This window comes from Aquirufa sp. ROCK2-A2, from assembly GCF_054558485.1.
On record NZ_JBPXKA010000008.1, the window covers coordinates 1 to 17475 of the forward strand.

Genomic DNA, 17475 nt, shown 5'->3' on the forward strand with positions numbered 1-17475 from the left:
ATAGGTAATAGGTAATAGGTAATAGGTAATAGGTAATAGGTAATAGGTAATAGGTAATAGGTAATAGGTAATAGGTAATAGGTAATAGGTAATAGGTAATAGGTAATAGGTAATAGGTAATAGGTAAGTTAAAAATTAAATACCAAACACTAATAACCAAACACTAATAATGCGATTTAAGGGTTGAATTTTCCAATGATTAATCTCTTAATTACCGCTTTTGGCTTCGATACTTCGTCAAGCTCAGTAACCAGAATCGACAGGCTCGGTAAACGAGATCAGCGAACGTTATTTATTTTTAGATCTTATAAAGGAATTTGCGGTTAATCCGACGAAAGATTTGAGCGAAGCGGTAGGCGGAGCTTTGACAATGCACATGAGCGATGTGCGTCAGGGTGAAAGAAAATAGCCGAAAGCGTAGTGAAAATCGGTCAGTCAGCTGACTGAATCGTCTTGGATTAACTGGAAGAAAATAGGTTTCTTTTTTTCTAAAAAAAGAAATGCCATGGAAAATAAATTATCCAATAAATGGCATTTTTAGGTAATAGGTAATAGGTATTCCTCTATTCTCCCTTCAACTACAGCAACTGATCCAATGTAGTTTTTTCTAGCACCGATAAATTGGCGTCTCTCCATTGTGCCAAAACGGTCCGCAGTTTACATGTTTCCTCGTCCACACAATCGTCACATTTCCCATAAAAATGCAAGGAAACACACAATGCAGGCGCAATGGGGCCATCAACAATTCGAATAATCTTAGCAAACGTCACTTGATCGGGTGGAATTCGTAAATAATATCCACCGCCTTTGCCTTTTTGACTCTGCAAAATTCCGTGATTACGTAATTCGAGTAATATAGCTTCTAAAAATTTTTTGGGAATATTTTCCGATTCAGCGATATGTGAGATCAATAAAGGTCCTTTATCATACGCTTGCGCCAATACCTTCAATGCTTTTAAAGCATATTTAGCCTTTTTGGAAATCATATTTATTCAATTTGTTAGAAATGCCTTCAAAGCTAAACAATTTAACAAGAATAGTCAAATCTATAGAGAAAGTAGAGAGGTAAGGTAGTAGGTAGTAGGTAAATTTAAGAGGTAAGTAAAAAAACTAATAACTAAAAACTAATAACAAATAACTAAAAAAAGGCTTCATTTCTGAAGCCTTTTTTACTATAATCAAGAATTGATTCAAACTAGAAACGGAAGTGAGAGAACGCTTTGTTCGCCTCCGCCATACGGTGAGTATCATCTTTTTTCTTAACTGCTGCTCCTTCACCTTTCGCCGCTGCAATGATTTCGTTCGCTAGGCGATCCATCATTGTTTTGTCTCCACGCTTTCTAGCATATAAAATTAACCACTTCATTCCTAACGCTACTTTGCGTTCAGCTCGCACTTCGGTTGGAACCTGAAAGTTAGCGCCACCTACACGGCGACTCTTTACTTCTACAGATGGCATTACATTGTTTAATGCTTTTTTCCAAGTCTCTAAGCCATTTTCCTTTGTACGCTCCTCTACTTTATCTAACGCATCATAAAAAATCGTGAAAGCCACTGATTTTTTTCCGTCGTACATTAAGTTATTGACAAACTTGGTTACTAATACATCCCTGAATTTAGGATCTGGTAAAATATAGCGTTTTTTTGGTTTCGCCTTTCTCATTTTGTTAATTTTTTAAATTCAACCCAACTTCTGCCCTAACTAGGCATACTGGATCTTTCAGTTAATAATAATTAATTACTTTTTCTTTCCTTTAGTAGGAGCAGCTACTTGACCTGGTTTTGGACGCTTAGCACCATACTTCGAACGAGATTGTAAACGACCGCTAACACCGGCTGTATCCAAGGCTCCACGAATGATGTGATAACGTACACCTGGTAAATCCTTCACACGACCACCACGAATCAAAACGATTGAGTGCTCTTGCAAGTTGTGACCCTCACCTGGAATGTAAGCATTAACTTCTTTTTGGTTCGTTAAACGAACACGGGCTACTTTACGCATAGCCGAGTTGGGTTTCTTTGGAGTTGTCGTGTATACACGAGTACAAACTCCTCTTCTTTGTGGACAAGAATCCAAAGCTGGTGACTTAGATTTCCAAGTCATTTGCTCACGGCCCTTGCGCACTAATTGCTGAATAGTTGGCATTTTAAATAATTACCGTTTAAATTTTAAATTTCTTTTATCCCTTTCATGCTGATAATCAGACCTAAATCGACAATCACATAAGAACGGGGGTGCAAAGTTAAAAAGATTTTTGGAACAAACAAAGAAATTTCCTAAAATGATATTACCTGAAATATTATCAAACACTTGAACTTTTTAACCCGTAAATTGCAGGGGGTAAGGGGACCCATGTCCCCCTAAAAAAAGAAAATCAGATTAACTAATTAGAAACTGATATTTCAAATCAATTAATGCGAATTAAGACTTAACATATTCATTATATATCTCAACATTCCATATAACATTGCCATTTATTGGCTAATTCTTTTTCTTTGGCATTTTTTTTCAGAAAAAAAGAAACAAAAAAACTCATTTTCTGCCAGTTAATCCAAGACGAATCAGTCGGCTGACTGATCGATTTTCACTGCGTTATCGGCTATTTTCTTTGACTCTGACGCACATACCCCATGCGCATTGTCAAAGCTCCGCCTACCACTTCGTTCAAATCTTTCGTCGGATTAACCATTAAAGACAAGATTATTTAACCTTCAAAACAATTTTTTTGTGATTGCCAAAGGTGGCTGAGCGCGGTTACTGAGCTTGTCGCAGTAGGGGGTTATTGAGCCTATCGATTTATAGCGGCTATGTTTATCATGTTTTTTACAACCAGCAGCACGAAAAAATTCAATTAGAAGTTTTACCCCATAATCCACATTATTAACTATTGTTTTCTAAACGAACTGGATTACTCCTGCGTTCGGCATAAACAGGACCCTGCCTGAAGCACATATATCAAGTCTCTAAAATTCCGTTTTAAAAACCCTCATGTTTGGCGGTGGGATCAAAAGCATTTTATCAAACAACTGAAATTATTAACCCGTAAATTGCAGGGGGTAAGGGGACCCATGTCCCCCTAAAAAAAGAAAATCAGATTAACTAATTAGAAACTGATATTTCAAATCAACTATTGCGAATTAAGAGTTAACATATTCATTAATATCTCAACAATCCATATAACATTGCCATTTAATGGCTAATTCTTTTTCTTTGGCATTTCTTTTTTTTAGAAAAAAAGAAACAAAAAAACTCATTTTCTGCCAGTTAATCCAAGACGAATCAGTCGGCTGACTGATCGATTTTCACTGCGTTATCGGCTATTTTCTTTGACTCTGACGCACATACCCCATGCGCATTGTCAAAGCTCCGCCTACCACTTCGTTCAAATCTTTCGTCGGATTAACCATTAAAGACAAGATTAGTTAACTTTCAAAACAATTTTTTTGTGATTGCCAAAGGTGGCTGTGCGCGGTTACTGAGCTTGTCGCAGTAGGGTTATTGAGCCTGTCGATTTATAGCGGCTATGTTTATCATGTTTTTTACAACCAGCAGCACGAAAAAATTCAATTAGAGGTTTTACCCCATAATCCGCATTATTAACTATTGTTTTCTAAACGAACTGGATTACTCCTTCGTTCGGCATTAACAGGACCCGGCCTGAAGCACTTATGTCTAATCTCTAAAATTCCGTTTTAAAAACCCACTATGTTTGGCGGTGGGATCAAAAGCATTTTATCAAACAACTGAAATTATTAACCCGTAAATTGCAGGGGGTAAGGGGAAGGTATTCTCCCATAAAAAAACATGATAAATTGAATTATGAGTTATGAAATATGATTGTAAAAAATTGACTTAATAGTTTACAATATATTCATGCCTTATAATCCATAACTCATAATTCATCACGCATCACTCATAATTACAACATCCCCCTTATCCCCATTTCCAAACCGCGTAATTCTGCCAAGCCACGCAAACGACCAATCGCGGTATAACCTGGATTTGTTTTTTTGCCTTCTTGTAAATCATCCAACATTCGATGTCCGTGGTCAGGTCTAAATGGCATACTTAAATCAGCTCTACCCTCCTGCTCCCTTTTTTTCTGTTGCATGACCAAGGCTTTCATCACTCCAAACATATCCACATCTCCATCCAAATGATCTGCTTCATGAAAATTACCAAACTCATCTCGTCTAGTAGCTCTTAAATGAATAAAATTAATTCGATCACCTAAGCGTTCCACCATGCCCACTAAATCATTGTCTTCCCGAACACCATAGCTGCCCGTGCAAAAACACAAACCATTCACAGGACTTTCGTATGCCGCCAACAATTGTTGCGCATCCGATTCCGTACTGACCACACGAGGTAAACCCAAAATAGGATAAGGTGGATCATCCGGATGAATGGATAAATTAACACCCTCCTCCTCAGCAACAGGACTAATTTCCCGAATAAATTCATACAAATGCTGTCTCAATTCAGCATCTCCGATTTCTTTATATGTATCCAAAGCTTTTTGGAAAGAAACTAAGGTAAAACTTTCTTCGCTACCTGGAAGGCCAGCAATCACATTTCGGATCAACTTCTCTTGTTGTGCAGTAGACGATTGTTCAAACCATTTTTGGGCTCTACCTTTTTGCTCAGCAGAATAATGCTCCTCTGCGCCTGGCCTCTTCAATAAAAATAATTCAAATGCAGCAAATTCGGCGGCATCAAATCGCAATCCTGTGGAACCGTCTGGAAATCTAAAATCCAAATCTGTTCTTGTCCAATCCAATATCGGCATGAAATTATAACAAACGGTTTTCAATCCTGCCTTGCCTACATTTCGAATGGATTGCTTATAATTCTCTATATAAGTCTTATAATTACCCGTTTTTGTTTTGATATCTTCATGAATTGGAATACTTTCAATCACTGACCATGTTAAACCAGCAGCTTCAATGATGCTTTTTCTTTCCAATATATCGGCTAGTTCCCAAACTTGACCGTTCGGAATTTGATGCAAGGCACTAACAATTCCTGTAGCACCTGCTTGACGCACATCACTTAATTTGACAGGATCGTTGGGGCCAAACCAACGCCATGTTTGCTCTAATGCCATAAATTTCATTTTTATACAAAGAAAAGAAAAAACAGCCGCTTATTTACTCAAATTTGATGAATGAACGTCTAATACAAAAACAGTTGATAATTGTTGAATTCTTCGTTGAGCTTTCAGGTTAGAATTTAATTGTGAAAATGCCATCATGACTGCAATGCTTAAACTCAAATGAAAGGTGTCAAACACAAAAAAACGCATATCTATTAAAGGCTTGTGCTCATTCACAAAGGATGGAATGACATTCAAAAGAAATATAATTGTCAATAAGTTAGTTGGACGAGGTGAATACTTTTGTACCTCCTCATCCATGAGAATATCGACATAATTTGTTCCCTCCTTAATTTCAATCTGAAAGGTTTCCCTTTTCTTTTTAAAACCACCTAAATAAGAAGTAAGAATGATATTTGTAGGTCCTTGTGGTAGAATAGTCCATTCCTCAAATTGCGGAGCTAAATGTATTTCCCTATTATCAATATTTAGATTAATCTGCTGCGTGGTATAATTTTGAAAATAGACTTTTTCCATGGTTTGGCAATTAGGTAGAGGATGTTGAATTTATTGAATCAATTATTTTGTGGCTTCGAGAGCCTCAGTCACCGTTTCAGAAATTGAGGAAGCATTCGCTTCAAGTTTAAATAAGGTAGGCATTTCTTTCAGCATTTTATACATCCGCATGGCCTGAAAACAATGAAAACCAAAAAAGGAAATAAAAAAAGTCCAGTAGATGTAATAGAAATCGATGGTCAGAAAACCTAAATGAAAGGTCCAATGAGGAGGATGGATGAACGAATTTATCAAAAAGAATAAACCCCAAACCAAAGAAATGATGGTGTGTTTTTTTTCAAAAATCTTATCTGTTCGAATATTCACGTGGTTATCCCCCTCTCCTACAAAAATTTTATGACTTTCTCTTCTCCTCGTATAGCCATCCATTGTGGCGTCAATAAGAATGTCAGATGTACCAACAGGTAGCCTAAACCAATCCTCTGAGTAAGGACTAATGGCTATTTCTTTGGTAGTGCCTGAATAGATTTGGATTGGCAATTTAGTGTGGTTTTGGAAGTAGACTTTTTCCATGTTTTAGGTTAAGTTGAAATTGTTATTAAAGGTATCGTTTCTACGTATTGTTAAATAAATATACTAAAAGTTCAATTCTTCGTTCGCGCTAGGTACAGCCAAACGCGAGTTACTCACTACAAAAATATGGGCCAATTTCTTATATCTGTGGTAATCCCGAAAACTTAAATAAAGGTAGGATGAGGTAAAAAATACCAAAGAAAAGAAACCTATTAAAAACAGTAAATCTTTGAAATAATAGGAAAGATTGGTAAAATTAAATGCTATTTTCTTAGAATTTATCGTGGATTGTAGAAGTAGAATTCCACACCAAATAGCTCCTATTTGATGACCATATACCTTATCTAAAATTTCATCTAATTGAATAGATACATTATTAACCCCCTCCTTTATGTCGATGATATGCTTTTCCTTTACGAGTTTGATACCCAAAATTCGAGTACTTATGGTCATTTCAATAGTACCGGAAGGAAGAAAAACTGAGTCTTCGAATTGTGGCAAAATAGACACCAAATTTGCATTATTCAAATTGAGCTCTATCGGCAAGTTGGCATTGTTATTTTGAAAATAGACTTTTTCCATTAGTTGAAATAGTAGAGGTTAGGTTCACTTGGTTTCTCAAAATTAATTTTATTTTTGAAACATTTAAATTTTTACGGATTTTTTATTGAACATGTTTTCGTTCCATCAATTTATCTCCTTTATCTTACCTTTCCTCACTGCCAACAAACAAAAAACCTTGTCTGGAGTCCAAACAAGGTTTGAGTAATCAAGCATTTATATACTTTACTCTAATTTCTTAAAGTCCACAAAAATAGTGCTTTTTTTATAAAGCCAAAAACCTATTTAGTTTTGGTGCGAATCTCTCAGCAAATCATTGACCGTTTTCACTGGATTAAATGTTTCCAAGGGAACTTCCACAAAAATCGTATTCCAATAAGCCATCGCGCCATTCCACAAACCTGGCAATTCTTGTGCTTTTAATTTTCTGCCATCTTTGGTTTTTTCGGTAATAAAACCTGTCGACATATCTCTATAACGCAATAAATCAAATTTTTCGCCATGAATATCTCTAGACGAACACACCAAATCAACGGGATTAAAATGCGTTGATCCGGTGAAAATTGACATTTGACTTGCATCCGAAGCATCCACTTGCGCCGATTCAACCAACTGCAGAGTGCTGTTTCCTTCGATATCTTTGCACCAAAATGGCCCACCTCCGGGTTCTCCCGTATTCTTCACCACCCCACAAATCCGGGTAGGCCGATTCAATACCGAGGATAACAAATCTATTTTTTCTGATAAGGTTTTGGATTCAAAATTATCTGCCAATTCCATTCCTAAAAATTGTGCCGCAAACGATTTTGCCTCCTCAATGGAAGCGTCGGTTGGAATTGTACGTAAACGCGAAATCAATTCAATGATTTTACTCAAAATTTCAATCAATAAGCCCCCTAGCACCTTTTTATAGACAATGGTTGGCTCCTTCAAATGATCTGGAACGACGTTATCGATATTTTTGATAAAAATGATGTCAGCATCTAAGTCGTTCAAATTTTCCAACAAGGCACCATGGCCCGCGGGTCTAAACAATAAAGCACCATCCGATTCTCTGAATAAATCATTGTTCAAATCAACCGCAACGGTATCTGTGGAAGGTTTTTGTTCAGAGAAGGAAATATTAAATTGTATGCCAAATTTTTCTTGCATTGCTGGCACCACTTGAGCGACCAAGGTCTCAAAACGGGACCGATGTTCCGGAGAAACGGTAAAATGCAATTTAGCGGTTTTACTATCGGAAGCATAAGCAGCCGCCTCCACCAAATGTTCCTCTAAAGGAGTTCTAGGCCCTTCTGGATAAAAATGAAAAGCCAACAATCCTTTGGGTAAAGAACCGTAATCAAGTCCATAAGAAAGCAAAAGAGTTTCCAAAATTTCTTTTTCCGTAGACCATTCAGGCAACAACTTCTTCAATGCGGGAGCAAAAGCAAATTCACTAATACGCTCGAAAAACACTTTGGATTCCTTGTTCTCTTTATCTTCTGTTAAATGCTCAAACAAGGATTTAAACATCCTCGTGGCAGCGCCCGAAGCAGGCACCATTTTCAAAATAGAGAGTTCTGATTTCTTTTGATCAAATAATTGTTGATACTTTTCAATCTCTGCTGAGGATAATTGCAAGACACCATCATTGGGAGTGGCTGCTTTACCTAAATTCATCCATGGAAACCCATTTCTAAAAAAATCAATTTGCTGATTTATTTCAGCTTGACTAATACCTTTTTGAGCGAGTTGAATTTTGTCGTTTTCTGTCAGCATAATTATTGAGATTGAGCATAAAAATAGTTTTTTAAGACCATATACACCAAATTTTATTTAGAAAAGATTATCAGTTTATTTATTTCTATTTTTTTTACCTACTAGTCAATTAGTTTTTTTGGTAGCTTTGAATATTCATGGAGAGCATACATCAGATTTTAAAAAACAATTGGGGTTATTCTCAATTCCGCCCAATGCAGGAAGAAATCATTCTTTCTGTGATCGATAACCATGATACCTTAGCCCTATTGCCAACCGGAGGGGGAAAATCCATTTGCTTTCAAGTGCCCGCTTTGGCTAAAGAAGGAATTTGCATCGTTATTTCGCCTTTAATTGCTTTGATGCAAGACCAAGTGGAACAATTAAATAAACGAGGTATTTCGGCAGTAGCCATTTACTCTGGAATGCATGCCCGTCAAATTGATATCCTTTTAGACAATTGCATCTACGGAAAAACGAAATTCCTGTATGTTTCTCCAGAAAGACTAAAAACGGAATTATTCATTGAACGAGCCAAATTGATGAAAATCGGACTTTTGGTAATCGATGAAGCACATTGCATTTCACAATGGGGTTACGACTTCCGTCCTCCATACCTAGAAATTAGTTCGTTTAAAAATTTATTTCCGCTCGTTCCGTGTATTGCTTTAACTGCCTCCGCCAATGAAGAAGTTAAGATGGACATCATTCAAAAACTAGAACTAAAAAAACCTCAAATTTTTCAGAAAAGTTTTAGTCGGGCCAACCTATCCTATTCCGTCATTTGGGAGGAAAATAAAGACCAAAAAGTACTAAAAATGCTTCAAAGTGTCCCTGGATCTTCCATTGTTTACGCTAGAAACAGAAGAAAAACCCAAGAAATAGCAGAACATTTGAGCAAAAATGGCATCAATGCCCATTTTTATCATGCTGGATTGGACACTAAAACAAGAAGTCAAAGACAAAGCGACTGGATTCAAGGAAAAATTGACTGTATCGTGGCTACCAATGCTTTTGGAATGGGTATCGATAAACCGAATGTACGTTTGGTGGTACACATGGATTTACCCGATTCCTTGGAAGCCTATTATCAAGAAGCTGGTAGAGCGGGAAGAGATGAAAAAAAAGCTTACGCAGCCGTATTATTGGAAGAAAAAGATCTGATCGAATTAAAAGCACAATGGGAAAAATCCTTCCCCGATGCTGATATTTTAAAAAGAACCTATCAAGCCATTTGTAATTACCTACAAGTCGCAGAAGGAAGTGCGGAATTTGCAACCTATGATTTCAATTGGCAAGAACTCGCCAAACGCTTTCAACTTCCAAGTTCTGAAACATTTTATGCATTGAAAGTATTGGAAAGTGAAGGACTCATATTATTAAATGAAGCATCGAATCAATCTTCCAAAATCAAAATCAATATTAACGCCACCGAATTATATGATTTTCAAATTCGGAACAAAAAATTTGAATCTATTTTAAAGGCTCTTTTGCGATTATATGGAGGTAACCTATATACCGATTTTGCCAATATATCTGAATTTCAAATTTCTCAACAGGTGAAAATGCCCATTGCGGAGGTGGAAAAATCCTTGTCATTATTGGAAAAATTTGAGGTATTGGATTACGACAAACAAAATGGATTACCCAAAATTTCCTTCCTAACACCTCGAGCTAGCATTCAACACTTACCGATCAATTGGTCGAATTATTTGACCAAAAAGAATAAAAGCTTATTGAAAATAGAGGCTGTTGAACATTTCGTTCGCCAAAAAAATAGTTGCCGAACCAGGCAAATCGTGGCCTATTTTGGAGAAAATTTGGATCAAAATTGTGGCATTTGCGATGTCTGCATCCAACGAAAAAAAGAAAGTACCGGGAAGGCATTTCCAGAAGGAAATGAAGAAGAAAGAATATTATTGTTGAATTATCTTAAAAATGGATCATTATCCATACAAATGATTGTCGACTGCCTGCGTCCAATGGCCGAAAAAGAAGTGATCAAACTAGTTCAATATTGCCTAGATCAAGGCGAGGTGATTTATACGAGTTTTGACGAAATTGGATTGACAGGGAAATAGTTATTAGATTTTAGAGAAGAGAGAAGAGAGAAGAGAGAAGAGAGAAAACGGGAAGATATATTTTTACAAGTAAGTTGGATAATTTTATCAAGAAAATATTTCTGGAATAAATTCCGAATTATCAATTTTGAGGAAAAATAACCCGATATGAAACGAGAAAATATTCTTCAAAAAAAGGCATTTATTTTCGCCATAAATTGTTTTACTATTTGCAGAATTATCAGTAAAAGAGATAATGAGTATATTCTTACAAAACAGTTAATTAGGGCCTCTACTTCCATTGGAGCAAATCTAGAAGAGGCAATTGGCGGATTTTCGAAAAATGATTTTAATTTCAAATTATCAATTGTTCACAAAGTAGCTCTTGAATCTCGTTATTGGATTCGACTTCTTAAGGAATTAAATTTTTTGGATCAATTTCAATCGGATAATTTATTGAATGAAATTGAAGAAATGCTGAATATAATTGTAGCAAGCATTCATACATTGAAAAGAAATAACAACAAGTAAAATCCCATTTTCTCTCTTCCCATTTTTTCTCTTCTCTCTTCCCATTTTTTCTCTTCTCTCTTCCAGTTTTCTCTCTTCTTTTACCTATTTCGCTTTTTCCTCCTGAAAAACAAAGTTAACCGGATTACTTACTTTCTCTTCCAACAGAGCAATTTTTAATACTTCATTGGCATTTTCCACATAATGGAACGTCAAGTCAGAGATATAATTGGGTTCAATTTCTTCCACATCCTTGCGGTTTTTGTAGCACATGATGATTTCCTTGATTCCCGCGCGTTTGGCCGCTAAGATTTTTTCTTTGATTCCTCCTACCGGTAAGACCTTTCCTCGCAACGTAATCTCGCCTGTCATGGCCAAATTGGATTTTACTCTTCTTTGTGTCAAGGCAGAAGCAATGGCTGTCAACATAGTAATACCTGCCGAAGGACCATCTTTGGGTACCGCTCCTGCTGGAACGTGAATATGTAAATTGTATTGATCAAACACTCGATAATCGATTCCTAAATCATCAGAATGAGCCTTTAAGAAACTCAAAGCCGCCATAGCAGATTCCTTCATCACATCCCCTAATTGACCCGAAAGCGTCAATTGACCCTTTCCTTTGTTCAACAAGGTTTCAATGAAAAGTATATCCCCTCCCACCGGTGTCCATGCCAAACCCGTTACAACTCCAGCATATTCATTGCTTTCATAGGTATCCTTGTCAAAAATTTCTTGTCCCAATAAGCGGACCACATCTGCTGGCTGCACTTTCGAAGGGAAAGATTCATCCATCGCAATGGATTTGGTGATTTTTCTAACCAAGCGACCAATTTCTTGTTCCAATTTACGTACACCCGATTCACGGGTATAACCTTCCACCAATTTTTGAATAGCTGCATCACTTAAATTAAAAACCGCTTTTTCTACACCATGCTCTTTCTTTTGTTTAGGCAACAAGTGCTTTTTGGCAATTTGGACCTTCTCCTCAATGGTATAACCACTCACTTCTATGATTTCCATACGGTCTCTCAAAGCAGGATGAATGGTATCTAAATTATTGGCAGTAGCAATGAACATAACTTTCGACAAATCATATTCAACCTCCAAATAATTATCCATGAAGCTATTGTTTTGTTCTGGATCCAATACTTCCAATAAAGCAGAAGAAGGATCACCTCGGTGGTCAGAACCTACTTTATCAATTTCATCTAAAATAAATACCGGATTGGAAGAACCTGATTTTTTAATATTTTGAATGACTTTCCCCGGCATAGCACCGATATAGGTTTTACGATGTCCCCTGATTTCAGCTTCATCTCGCAAGCCTCCTAAAGCCATCCGAACATATTTACGGCCAATCGCTTTGGCAATGGAACGCCCCAAAGATGTCTTACCAACCCCCGGAGGGCCATAAAGACATAAAATAGGGGCCTTCATATCGCCTTTCATTTTCAAAACAGCCAAATATTCGATGATTCTTTCCTTGACTTTCTCTAATCCAGCATGATCAGCATCTAAAATTCGTTTCGCTTTCTGAAGATCAAAATTGTCTTTGGTATATTCTGCCCAAGGCAAATCCACCAATAATTCGACAAAATTCATCAACATCGGGTATTCTGCCGACATGGAGTTGGTTCGTTGAAGCTTAGCTAATTCTTTGTTGAAAAAGTCATTCACCTCTTTACTCCATTTCTTTTTTGCCCCTTTGGAACGTAGTCCATCCAATTCTTGCTCTGGACTTTCAACTCCCAATTCTTCTTGCAACACTTTGATTTGCTGACGGATGTAATAATCCCTTTGTTGTTGATCAATATCGCTAGAGGCTTTACTCTGAATTTCTCTTTTCAATTCTAAATGTTGGATGTCTTTCAACATAAATTCCAACAAATGAGTAGCTTGTTCGATACCATCTTTCGTTTCCAACAAAGCTTGTTTATCCTTCAATTCAGCATTGATATTGGAAGATAAAAAGTGAACCAAAAAGGCAGAGGTTTCGATATTATCGATCGCAATTTGAGCTTCTCTTGGAATTTCCGGATTCAGATTTAAAATCTTTAATGCGGATTCTTTCAAAGTGGATACCAAAGCTTTGTTTTCCTTGTTCAATTTTTTAGGGAAATTATCTTCCCAATATTCTACTTTGGCAACTAAATTTGGTTCTGTTTTGACGTATTCTTTCACTTCAAAACGCTTTCTGCCTTGAACGATAATTGTGGTATTTCCACCCGGCAAAACAAACATTTTAACGATATGTGCCACCGTTCCCACTTTATATAAGTCGTCTGGTTTGGGTTCATCTTTGGAATTATTGGATTGCGTAATAACTCCAATCGTACGGTCACCCTTGTAGGCTTTTTTTACAAGACGAACAGATTTTTGGCGACTAACCGTTATGGGAATCACCATTCCAGGAAATAAAACAATATTTCGAATGGGTAGAATGGAAAGTTCATCTGACAAAACGCTCATTTTGTCATCTTGATTAACTCCTTCAGAACCGATGGGTATTAATTCAATATTTTCAAAATCCGACATATCGGATAAATTCAAATGCTTAAAAATGTCATTTGGGTTATTCATAGACACATATATTAAAATTTCTCTGCACGTTTGCTTTAACGGAACCACTTATTGGCAAAAAGTATGCCACAAGACAAGTTGTCATACCTATTTACCAAGATAGTGGATGAACAACTTGATTTTTTTGAAATAAATAAGACCGTTTCTGCTCTTTTTTGGCAACATGTAATAAATTAGTTTGGTCAGAAAAGGTTTCACAAAGCAGACTATTTTGAAAATAGACTCCTGAAAAATCACTTTCCGTAGGTATTTCTATATAGATCCAAACAGCATCCCCCTGGGTTTCCCAACCAATCCAACGATATGGGGTTTGCAATTTTTTATTCACTTGAAAGCCTACATTTTTTCGAATGTAAGCTTCCAACAAGGCATCTGCCTCTGAAGCGAATTGAAATTGAAATTTTTTGGATTGAAATGCACTCAAGGCTTGCTCAAAATCATCTTGAAACAAGCGAATGCTAAGATCCCAAACTTTCTCTTTTTCATTGTAAACACATTCACTTACAGAAGTATGAAAAGGGTGTATTTCTGAATTTGAAGTAGCAAGAACTTCAAATGAACAGATGCACAAAAAACCGATGAATAATCCTTTTCGAATAATGGTATTAAAAAAAAGATGATTCATCGATGAATTTAAAAGAAAGCTTTGAATAAATCGTTACCAAAAGTATAGGCCATCAAAGCCAACAAAATCATCATTCCAATTTGTTGCGCGCGTTCTAACACTTTAATAGACGCAGGCTTACCCGTAATCATTTCGTATAATAAAAATATAGCATGTCCACCATCTAAAGCTGGAATTGGCAGAATATTCATGAAAGCCAATGCCATTGATAATAATCCGGTCAACATCCAAAAACGATTCCAATCCCAAACACCACCAAACATTTGTGCGATACCAATCGGGCCACTTAATGCCTTCGAAGCAGATACATCACCTGTGGCTATTTTCTTAAATCCACGGATATTATCCGAAATCACAGAAAAGGCGCGAGAAGTACCAATACCAGCGGCTTCAGAAAAGGTATAATCTTCATGGGTAGGCTTCAATAACATCTCTGCTAAGAATCCAATTTGACCAGAATTCGCCACCACCATGCTCAAAGTATCCGCTTTGCCATTTCGCAAGATTCCTAATTTAATAGGCTTTCCAGCTTCTTGAGCTAATTTCTCCTTTGCTTCGTGATAAAATTGAATAGGTTGATTATTGACCGAAGTAATAAAATCTCCAGCTTTTAAGCCTGCCGCTAAAGCAGGAAGCATTTCTTCCGATTTACTACCAAAAAGCTTGTCCAATAATGAAGGAGGATTCGGTGCTGCAACTTCCGCAACACGGAATTTCGACATAGGCTCAATAAAGGCCGCCTTTTTATCACTCAATTTCTCAATGAAATTAGAAGGAATCTTTACAACAATTTCTTGATTTCCACGCAAAACAGTGTAGGAAGAATTGTCTCCTAAAAGCACATCGGATGCTCTTAAATCAGCAGCGCTTTTAAAGTCGGCCCCATTTATTTTCAATATTTTATCTCCCGTTTTTAATCCAATTTGCTTCCCTAATTCCAGCGCAACGATCCCATTTTTATTCAAATCATTTTTAGAAATGTAGTTATTCCCGTTCGAATAGGTTAAACAAACAAAAATCACAACACCTGTAATGACATTCACGATCACACCACCCAACATAACGATTAAGCGTTGCCAAGCGGGTTTTGCACGGAATTCCCAAGGCTCTGGTTCCTTAGATAACGTTTCCGCATCTTGCGTTTCATCAATCATACCTGAAATAGAAACATAACCTCCTAAAGGAAACCAACCTAAACCATATTCCGTATCTCCTACTTTCTTTTTAAACAAAGCAAAATTCAATACGGTAGGAATAGGAAATAAAAAATCGAAAAAAAGATAAAACTTTTCTACCCGCATTTTAAACCATTTGGCAGTAATAAAATGCCCAAATTCGTGTAGTGTAACCAATATTGACAATCCTAAAATCAATTGCCCAGCCATAATCAAACCTTCCATGCGATCTTTCTATTTATTAATTCTTGTTATTTTTTACCCAGGCTTTCGCCAATTCTCTACTTAATTTATCCGTTTGAATATAGTCATCTAAGCTTGGAGAGCTCAAAAAAGTTCCCTCCGACATGCAATATTCGTTTAAATCTGACATTTCTAAAAATCCAATTTCATTTTTCAAAAATGATTCAACAGCAATTTCATTCGCTGCATTTAGCATGCAAGCCATATTTCCACCCTTATCCAATGCTTGAAAAGCCAAACCCAAATTCCTAAATGTATCTGTATCCGCTTCCTCAAATGTTAAATTAGCGTAATTTTTGAAATCAAATCTTGGAAAATTAGCCAAAATTCGATTCGGATAAGCCAACGCAAATTGAATCGGCAGTTTCATATCTGGTAATCCTAATTGAGCTTTAATGGAGCTGTCTTCAAATTGAACCAAAGAATGAACGATGGATTGCGGGTGAACCACCACATCAATCTGACTAGCTTTTAAATCAAATAACCAAGCTGCCTCAATGACCTCCAAACCTTTATTCATCAAACTAGCTGAATCGATGGTAATTTTGGCCCCCATCGACCAATTTGGGTGCTTAAGCGCTTGTTCACGACTCACTTTTGCCAAATCCGACTTTTTAAATCCTCTAAATGGGCCACCGGAGGCAGTTAAAATAATTTTCTCAATCGGATTATGCTGTTCTCCCATCAAACACTGGAAAATGGCAGAATGCTCTGAATCGACTGGTAAAATAGAAACTCCTTTTTGGGCAGCCAAAGGCATTATTAAAGCGCCCGCTACCACCAAAGTTTCTTTGTTGGCTAAGGCAATGGTTTTCTTCGCTTGAATGGCTTTGATAGTCGGTAATAATCCTGCATAACCCACGAGCGCTGTTAAAACGACATCCACCGAATCTAATTGCACGAGATCCTCTAAACTTTTGGCACCTGTATGAACTTCTATAGTAGTAGAGGCTAAGGCGTTCTTTACTTTGCTGTATTGATCTTCATTCCCGATCACCACATGGGCAGGATTCCACTTCAAAGCTTGTTCAATCAGTAAATCTGTACTATTTTGAGCAGTTAAAACCTCCACTTGAAAAAGAGAAGGATGCTGTTCAATGACTTCCAAAGTTTGAGTACCGATGGAACCTGTCGAACCAAGAATCGCAATTTTTTTCATTCCGCCTACCATATCATCGTTTTAATTTGTTGAAAAAACGTAATCCAAGCAGATGGATACAAAATAGTCATAAAAGCCAATCCAAAAAGTCCCCCATACAAATGTGCTGAATGATTCACAAAACCACCTCCACGCTTATCCATGGCAATGGAATACCAAGTAAATAAACCTGCATAGATAAAACCCGGAATTCCAATCACTCCAAAAAGGTAAATTTTCTCCACTGGGAAAAACAATATTCCAGCAAAAATCACAGCAGAAACCGCACCAGAAGCTCCTAATGAATTATAATAAGGATTTTTAATTTGTTTGAAATAAGTAGGCAAATCAGCTACAACAATGGCTAATAGATAGAAAAAAACGTATAACACATTCCCGACGTTGGGAAATAAAATCATGAAAATTTGTTCCAACTGCAGTCCAAAGAAAAAGAAGGAAAACATGTTAAAGAACAAATGCGTAAAATCAGCATGGATGAATCCGGAGGTTATAAATCGCCAGTATTCTTTCTTATTGGCAATTCGGTACGGATTCATGGTCATTTTAGACATCCAATCGTCGCTTCTAAAAGCAATAAATGAGATGGCAATACTGACAAGAATAATAAAAAAACTGATGGAGTTCCACATAA

Annotated in this window: 15 protein-coding genes; 2 read left to right on the top strand and 13 right to left on the bottom strand. The window is 36.8% G+C overall.

Translation table 11 applies throughout. The annotated features are described in order from the left end of the window. Positions 1-578 precede the first annotated feature (578 nt). The 8 genes from V7S76_RS10255 to V7S76_RS10290 form a co-directional block, all read right to left on the bottom strand. Positions 579-986, bottom strand: a complete 408-nt coding sequence (locus tag V7S76_RS10255) for an RrF2 family transcriptional regulator (RefSeq protein WP_459490752.1) — start codon at positions 984-986, stop codon at positions 579-581. 209 nt (positions 987-1195) lie between these two features. Continuing rightward, complete coding sequence (gene rpsG, locus V7S76_RS10260) at positions 1196-1663, bottom strand: 30S ribosomal protein S7 (protein ID WP_459490751.1); 468 nt, start codon at positions 1661-1663, stop codon at positions 1196-1198. Positions 1664-1738: 75 nt separating this feature from the next. Continuing rightward, positions 1739-2149 carry a 30S ribosomal protein S12 gene (gene rpsL, locus V7S76_RS10265; RefSeq protein ID WP_459510013.1) on the bottom strand — a complete coding sequence of 137 codons (411 nt, stop codon included), beginning with the start codon at positions 2147-2149 and terminating at the stop codon, positions 1739-1741. A 1774-nt stretch (positions 2150-3923) separates the two neighbouring features. Beyond that, on the bottom strand, positions 3924-5111 hold the full coding sequence (uxuA, locus tag V7S76_RS10270) for a mannonate dehydratase (RefSeq protein ID WP_459510014.1): 1188 nt from the start codon (positions 5109-5111) through the stop codon (positions 3924-3926). 39 nt (positions 5112-5150) lie between these two features. Continuing rightward, positions 5151-5636, bottom strand: a complete 486-nt coding sequence (locus V7S76_RS10275) for a hypothetical protein (protein WP_459510015.1) — start codon at positions 5634-5636, stop codon at positions 5151-5153. A gap of 42 nt (positions 5637-5678) precedes the next feature. After that, positions 5679-6188: a hypothetical protein gene (locus V7S76_RS10280; RefSeq protein ID WP_459510016.1), complete on the bottom strand. Its 510-nt coding sequence runs from the start codon at positions 6186-6188 to the stop codon at positions 5679-5681. Between the two features lie 63 nt (positions 6189-6251). Further along, a complete protein-coding gene (locus V7S76_RS10285) occupies positions 6252-6770 on the bottom strand; it encodes a hypothetical protein (RefSeq protein ID WP_459510017.1) in 519 nt (172 codons plus the stop codon). Positions 6771-7034: 264 nt separating this feature from the next. Then, positions 7035-8510 (bottom strand): DUF4301 family protein, encoded by a 1476-nt coding sequence (locus V7S76_RS10290; RefSeq protein ID WP_459510018.1) that lies wholly within the window; start codon positions 8508-8510, stop codon positions 7035-7037. Positions 8511-8647: 137 nt separating this feature from the next. Between V7S76_RS10290 and V7S76_RS10295 the strand changes: the two genes are divergently transcribed. Beyond that, positions 8648-10570: a RecQ family ATP-dependent DNA helicase gene (locus V7S76_RS10295; RefSeq protein ID WP_459510019.1), complete on the top strand. Its 1923-nt coding sequence runs from the start codon at positions 8648-8650 to the stop codon at positions 10568-10570. Positions 10571-10717: 147 nt separating this feature from the next. After that, positions 10718-11080 (top strand): four helix bundle protein, encoded by a 363-nt coding sequence (locus V7S76_RS10300; RefSeq protein WP_459510020.1) that lies wholly within the window; start codon positions 10718-10720, stop codon positions 11078-11080. Between the two features lie 84 nt (positions 11081-11164). Here V7S76_RS10300 and lon read toward each other — a convergent pair whose 3' ends face one another. The 5 genes from lon to V7S76_RS10325 all read right to left on the bottom strand — a co-directional run bounded on the left by lon (position 11165) and on the right by V7S76_RS10325 (position 17473). Further along, positions 11165-13642 carry an endopeptidase La gene (gene lon, locus V7S76_RS10305; protein WP_459510021.1) on the bottom strand — a complete coding sequence of 826 codons (2478 nt, stop codon included), beginning with the start codon at positions 13640-13642 and terminating at the stop codon, positions 11165-11167. Between the two features lie 91 nt (positions 13643-13733). Further along, positions 13734-14267 carry a DUF6702 family protein gene (locus tag V7S76_RS10310; protein ID WP_459510022.1) on the bottom strand — a complete coding sequence of 178 codons (534 nt, stop codon included), beginning with the start codon at positions 14265-14267 and terminating at the stop codon, positions 13734-13736. An 8-nt stretch (positions 14268-14275) separates the two neighbouring features. Beyond that, a complete protein-coding gene (gene rseP / locus V7S76_RS10315) occupies positions 14276-15667 on the bottom strand; it encodes an RIP metalloprotease RseP (protein WP_459510023.1) in 1392 nt (463 codons plus the stop codon). Positions 15668-15683: 16 nt separating this feature from the next. Then, the gene (locus V7S76_RS10320) at positions 15684-16844 is read right to left on the bottom strand and encodes a 1-deoxy-D-xylulose-5-phosphate reductoisomerase (RefSeq protein WP_459510025.1); all 1161 of its coding nucleotides are present in this window, start codon (positions 16842-16844) and stop codon (positions 15684-15686) included. A gap of 5 nt (positions 16845-16849) precedes the next feature. After that, complete coding sequence (locus V7S76_RS10325; protein ID WP_459510026.1) at positions 16850-17473, bottom strand: rhomboid family intramembrane serine protease; 624 nt, start codon at positions 17471-17473, stop codon at positions 16850-16852. Between the last annotated feature and the right edge of the window lie 2 nt (positions 17474-17475).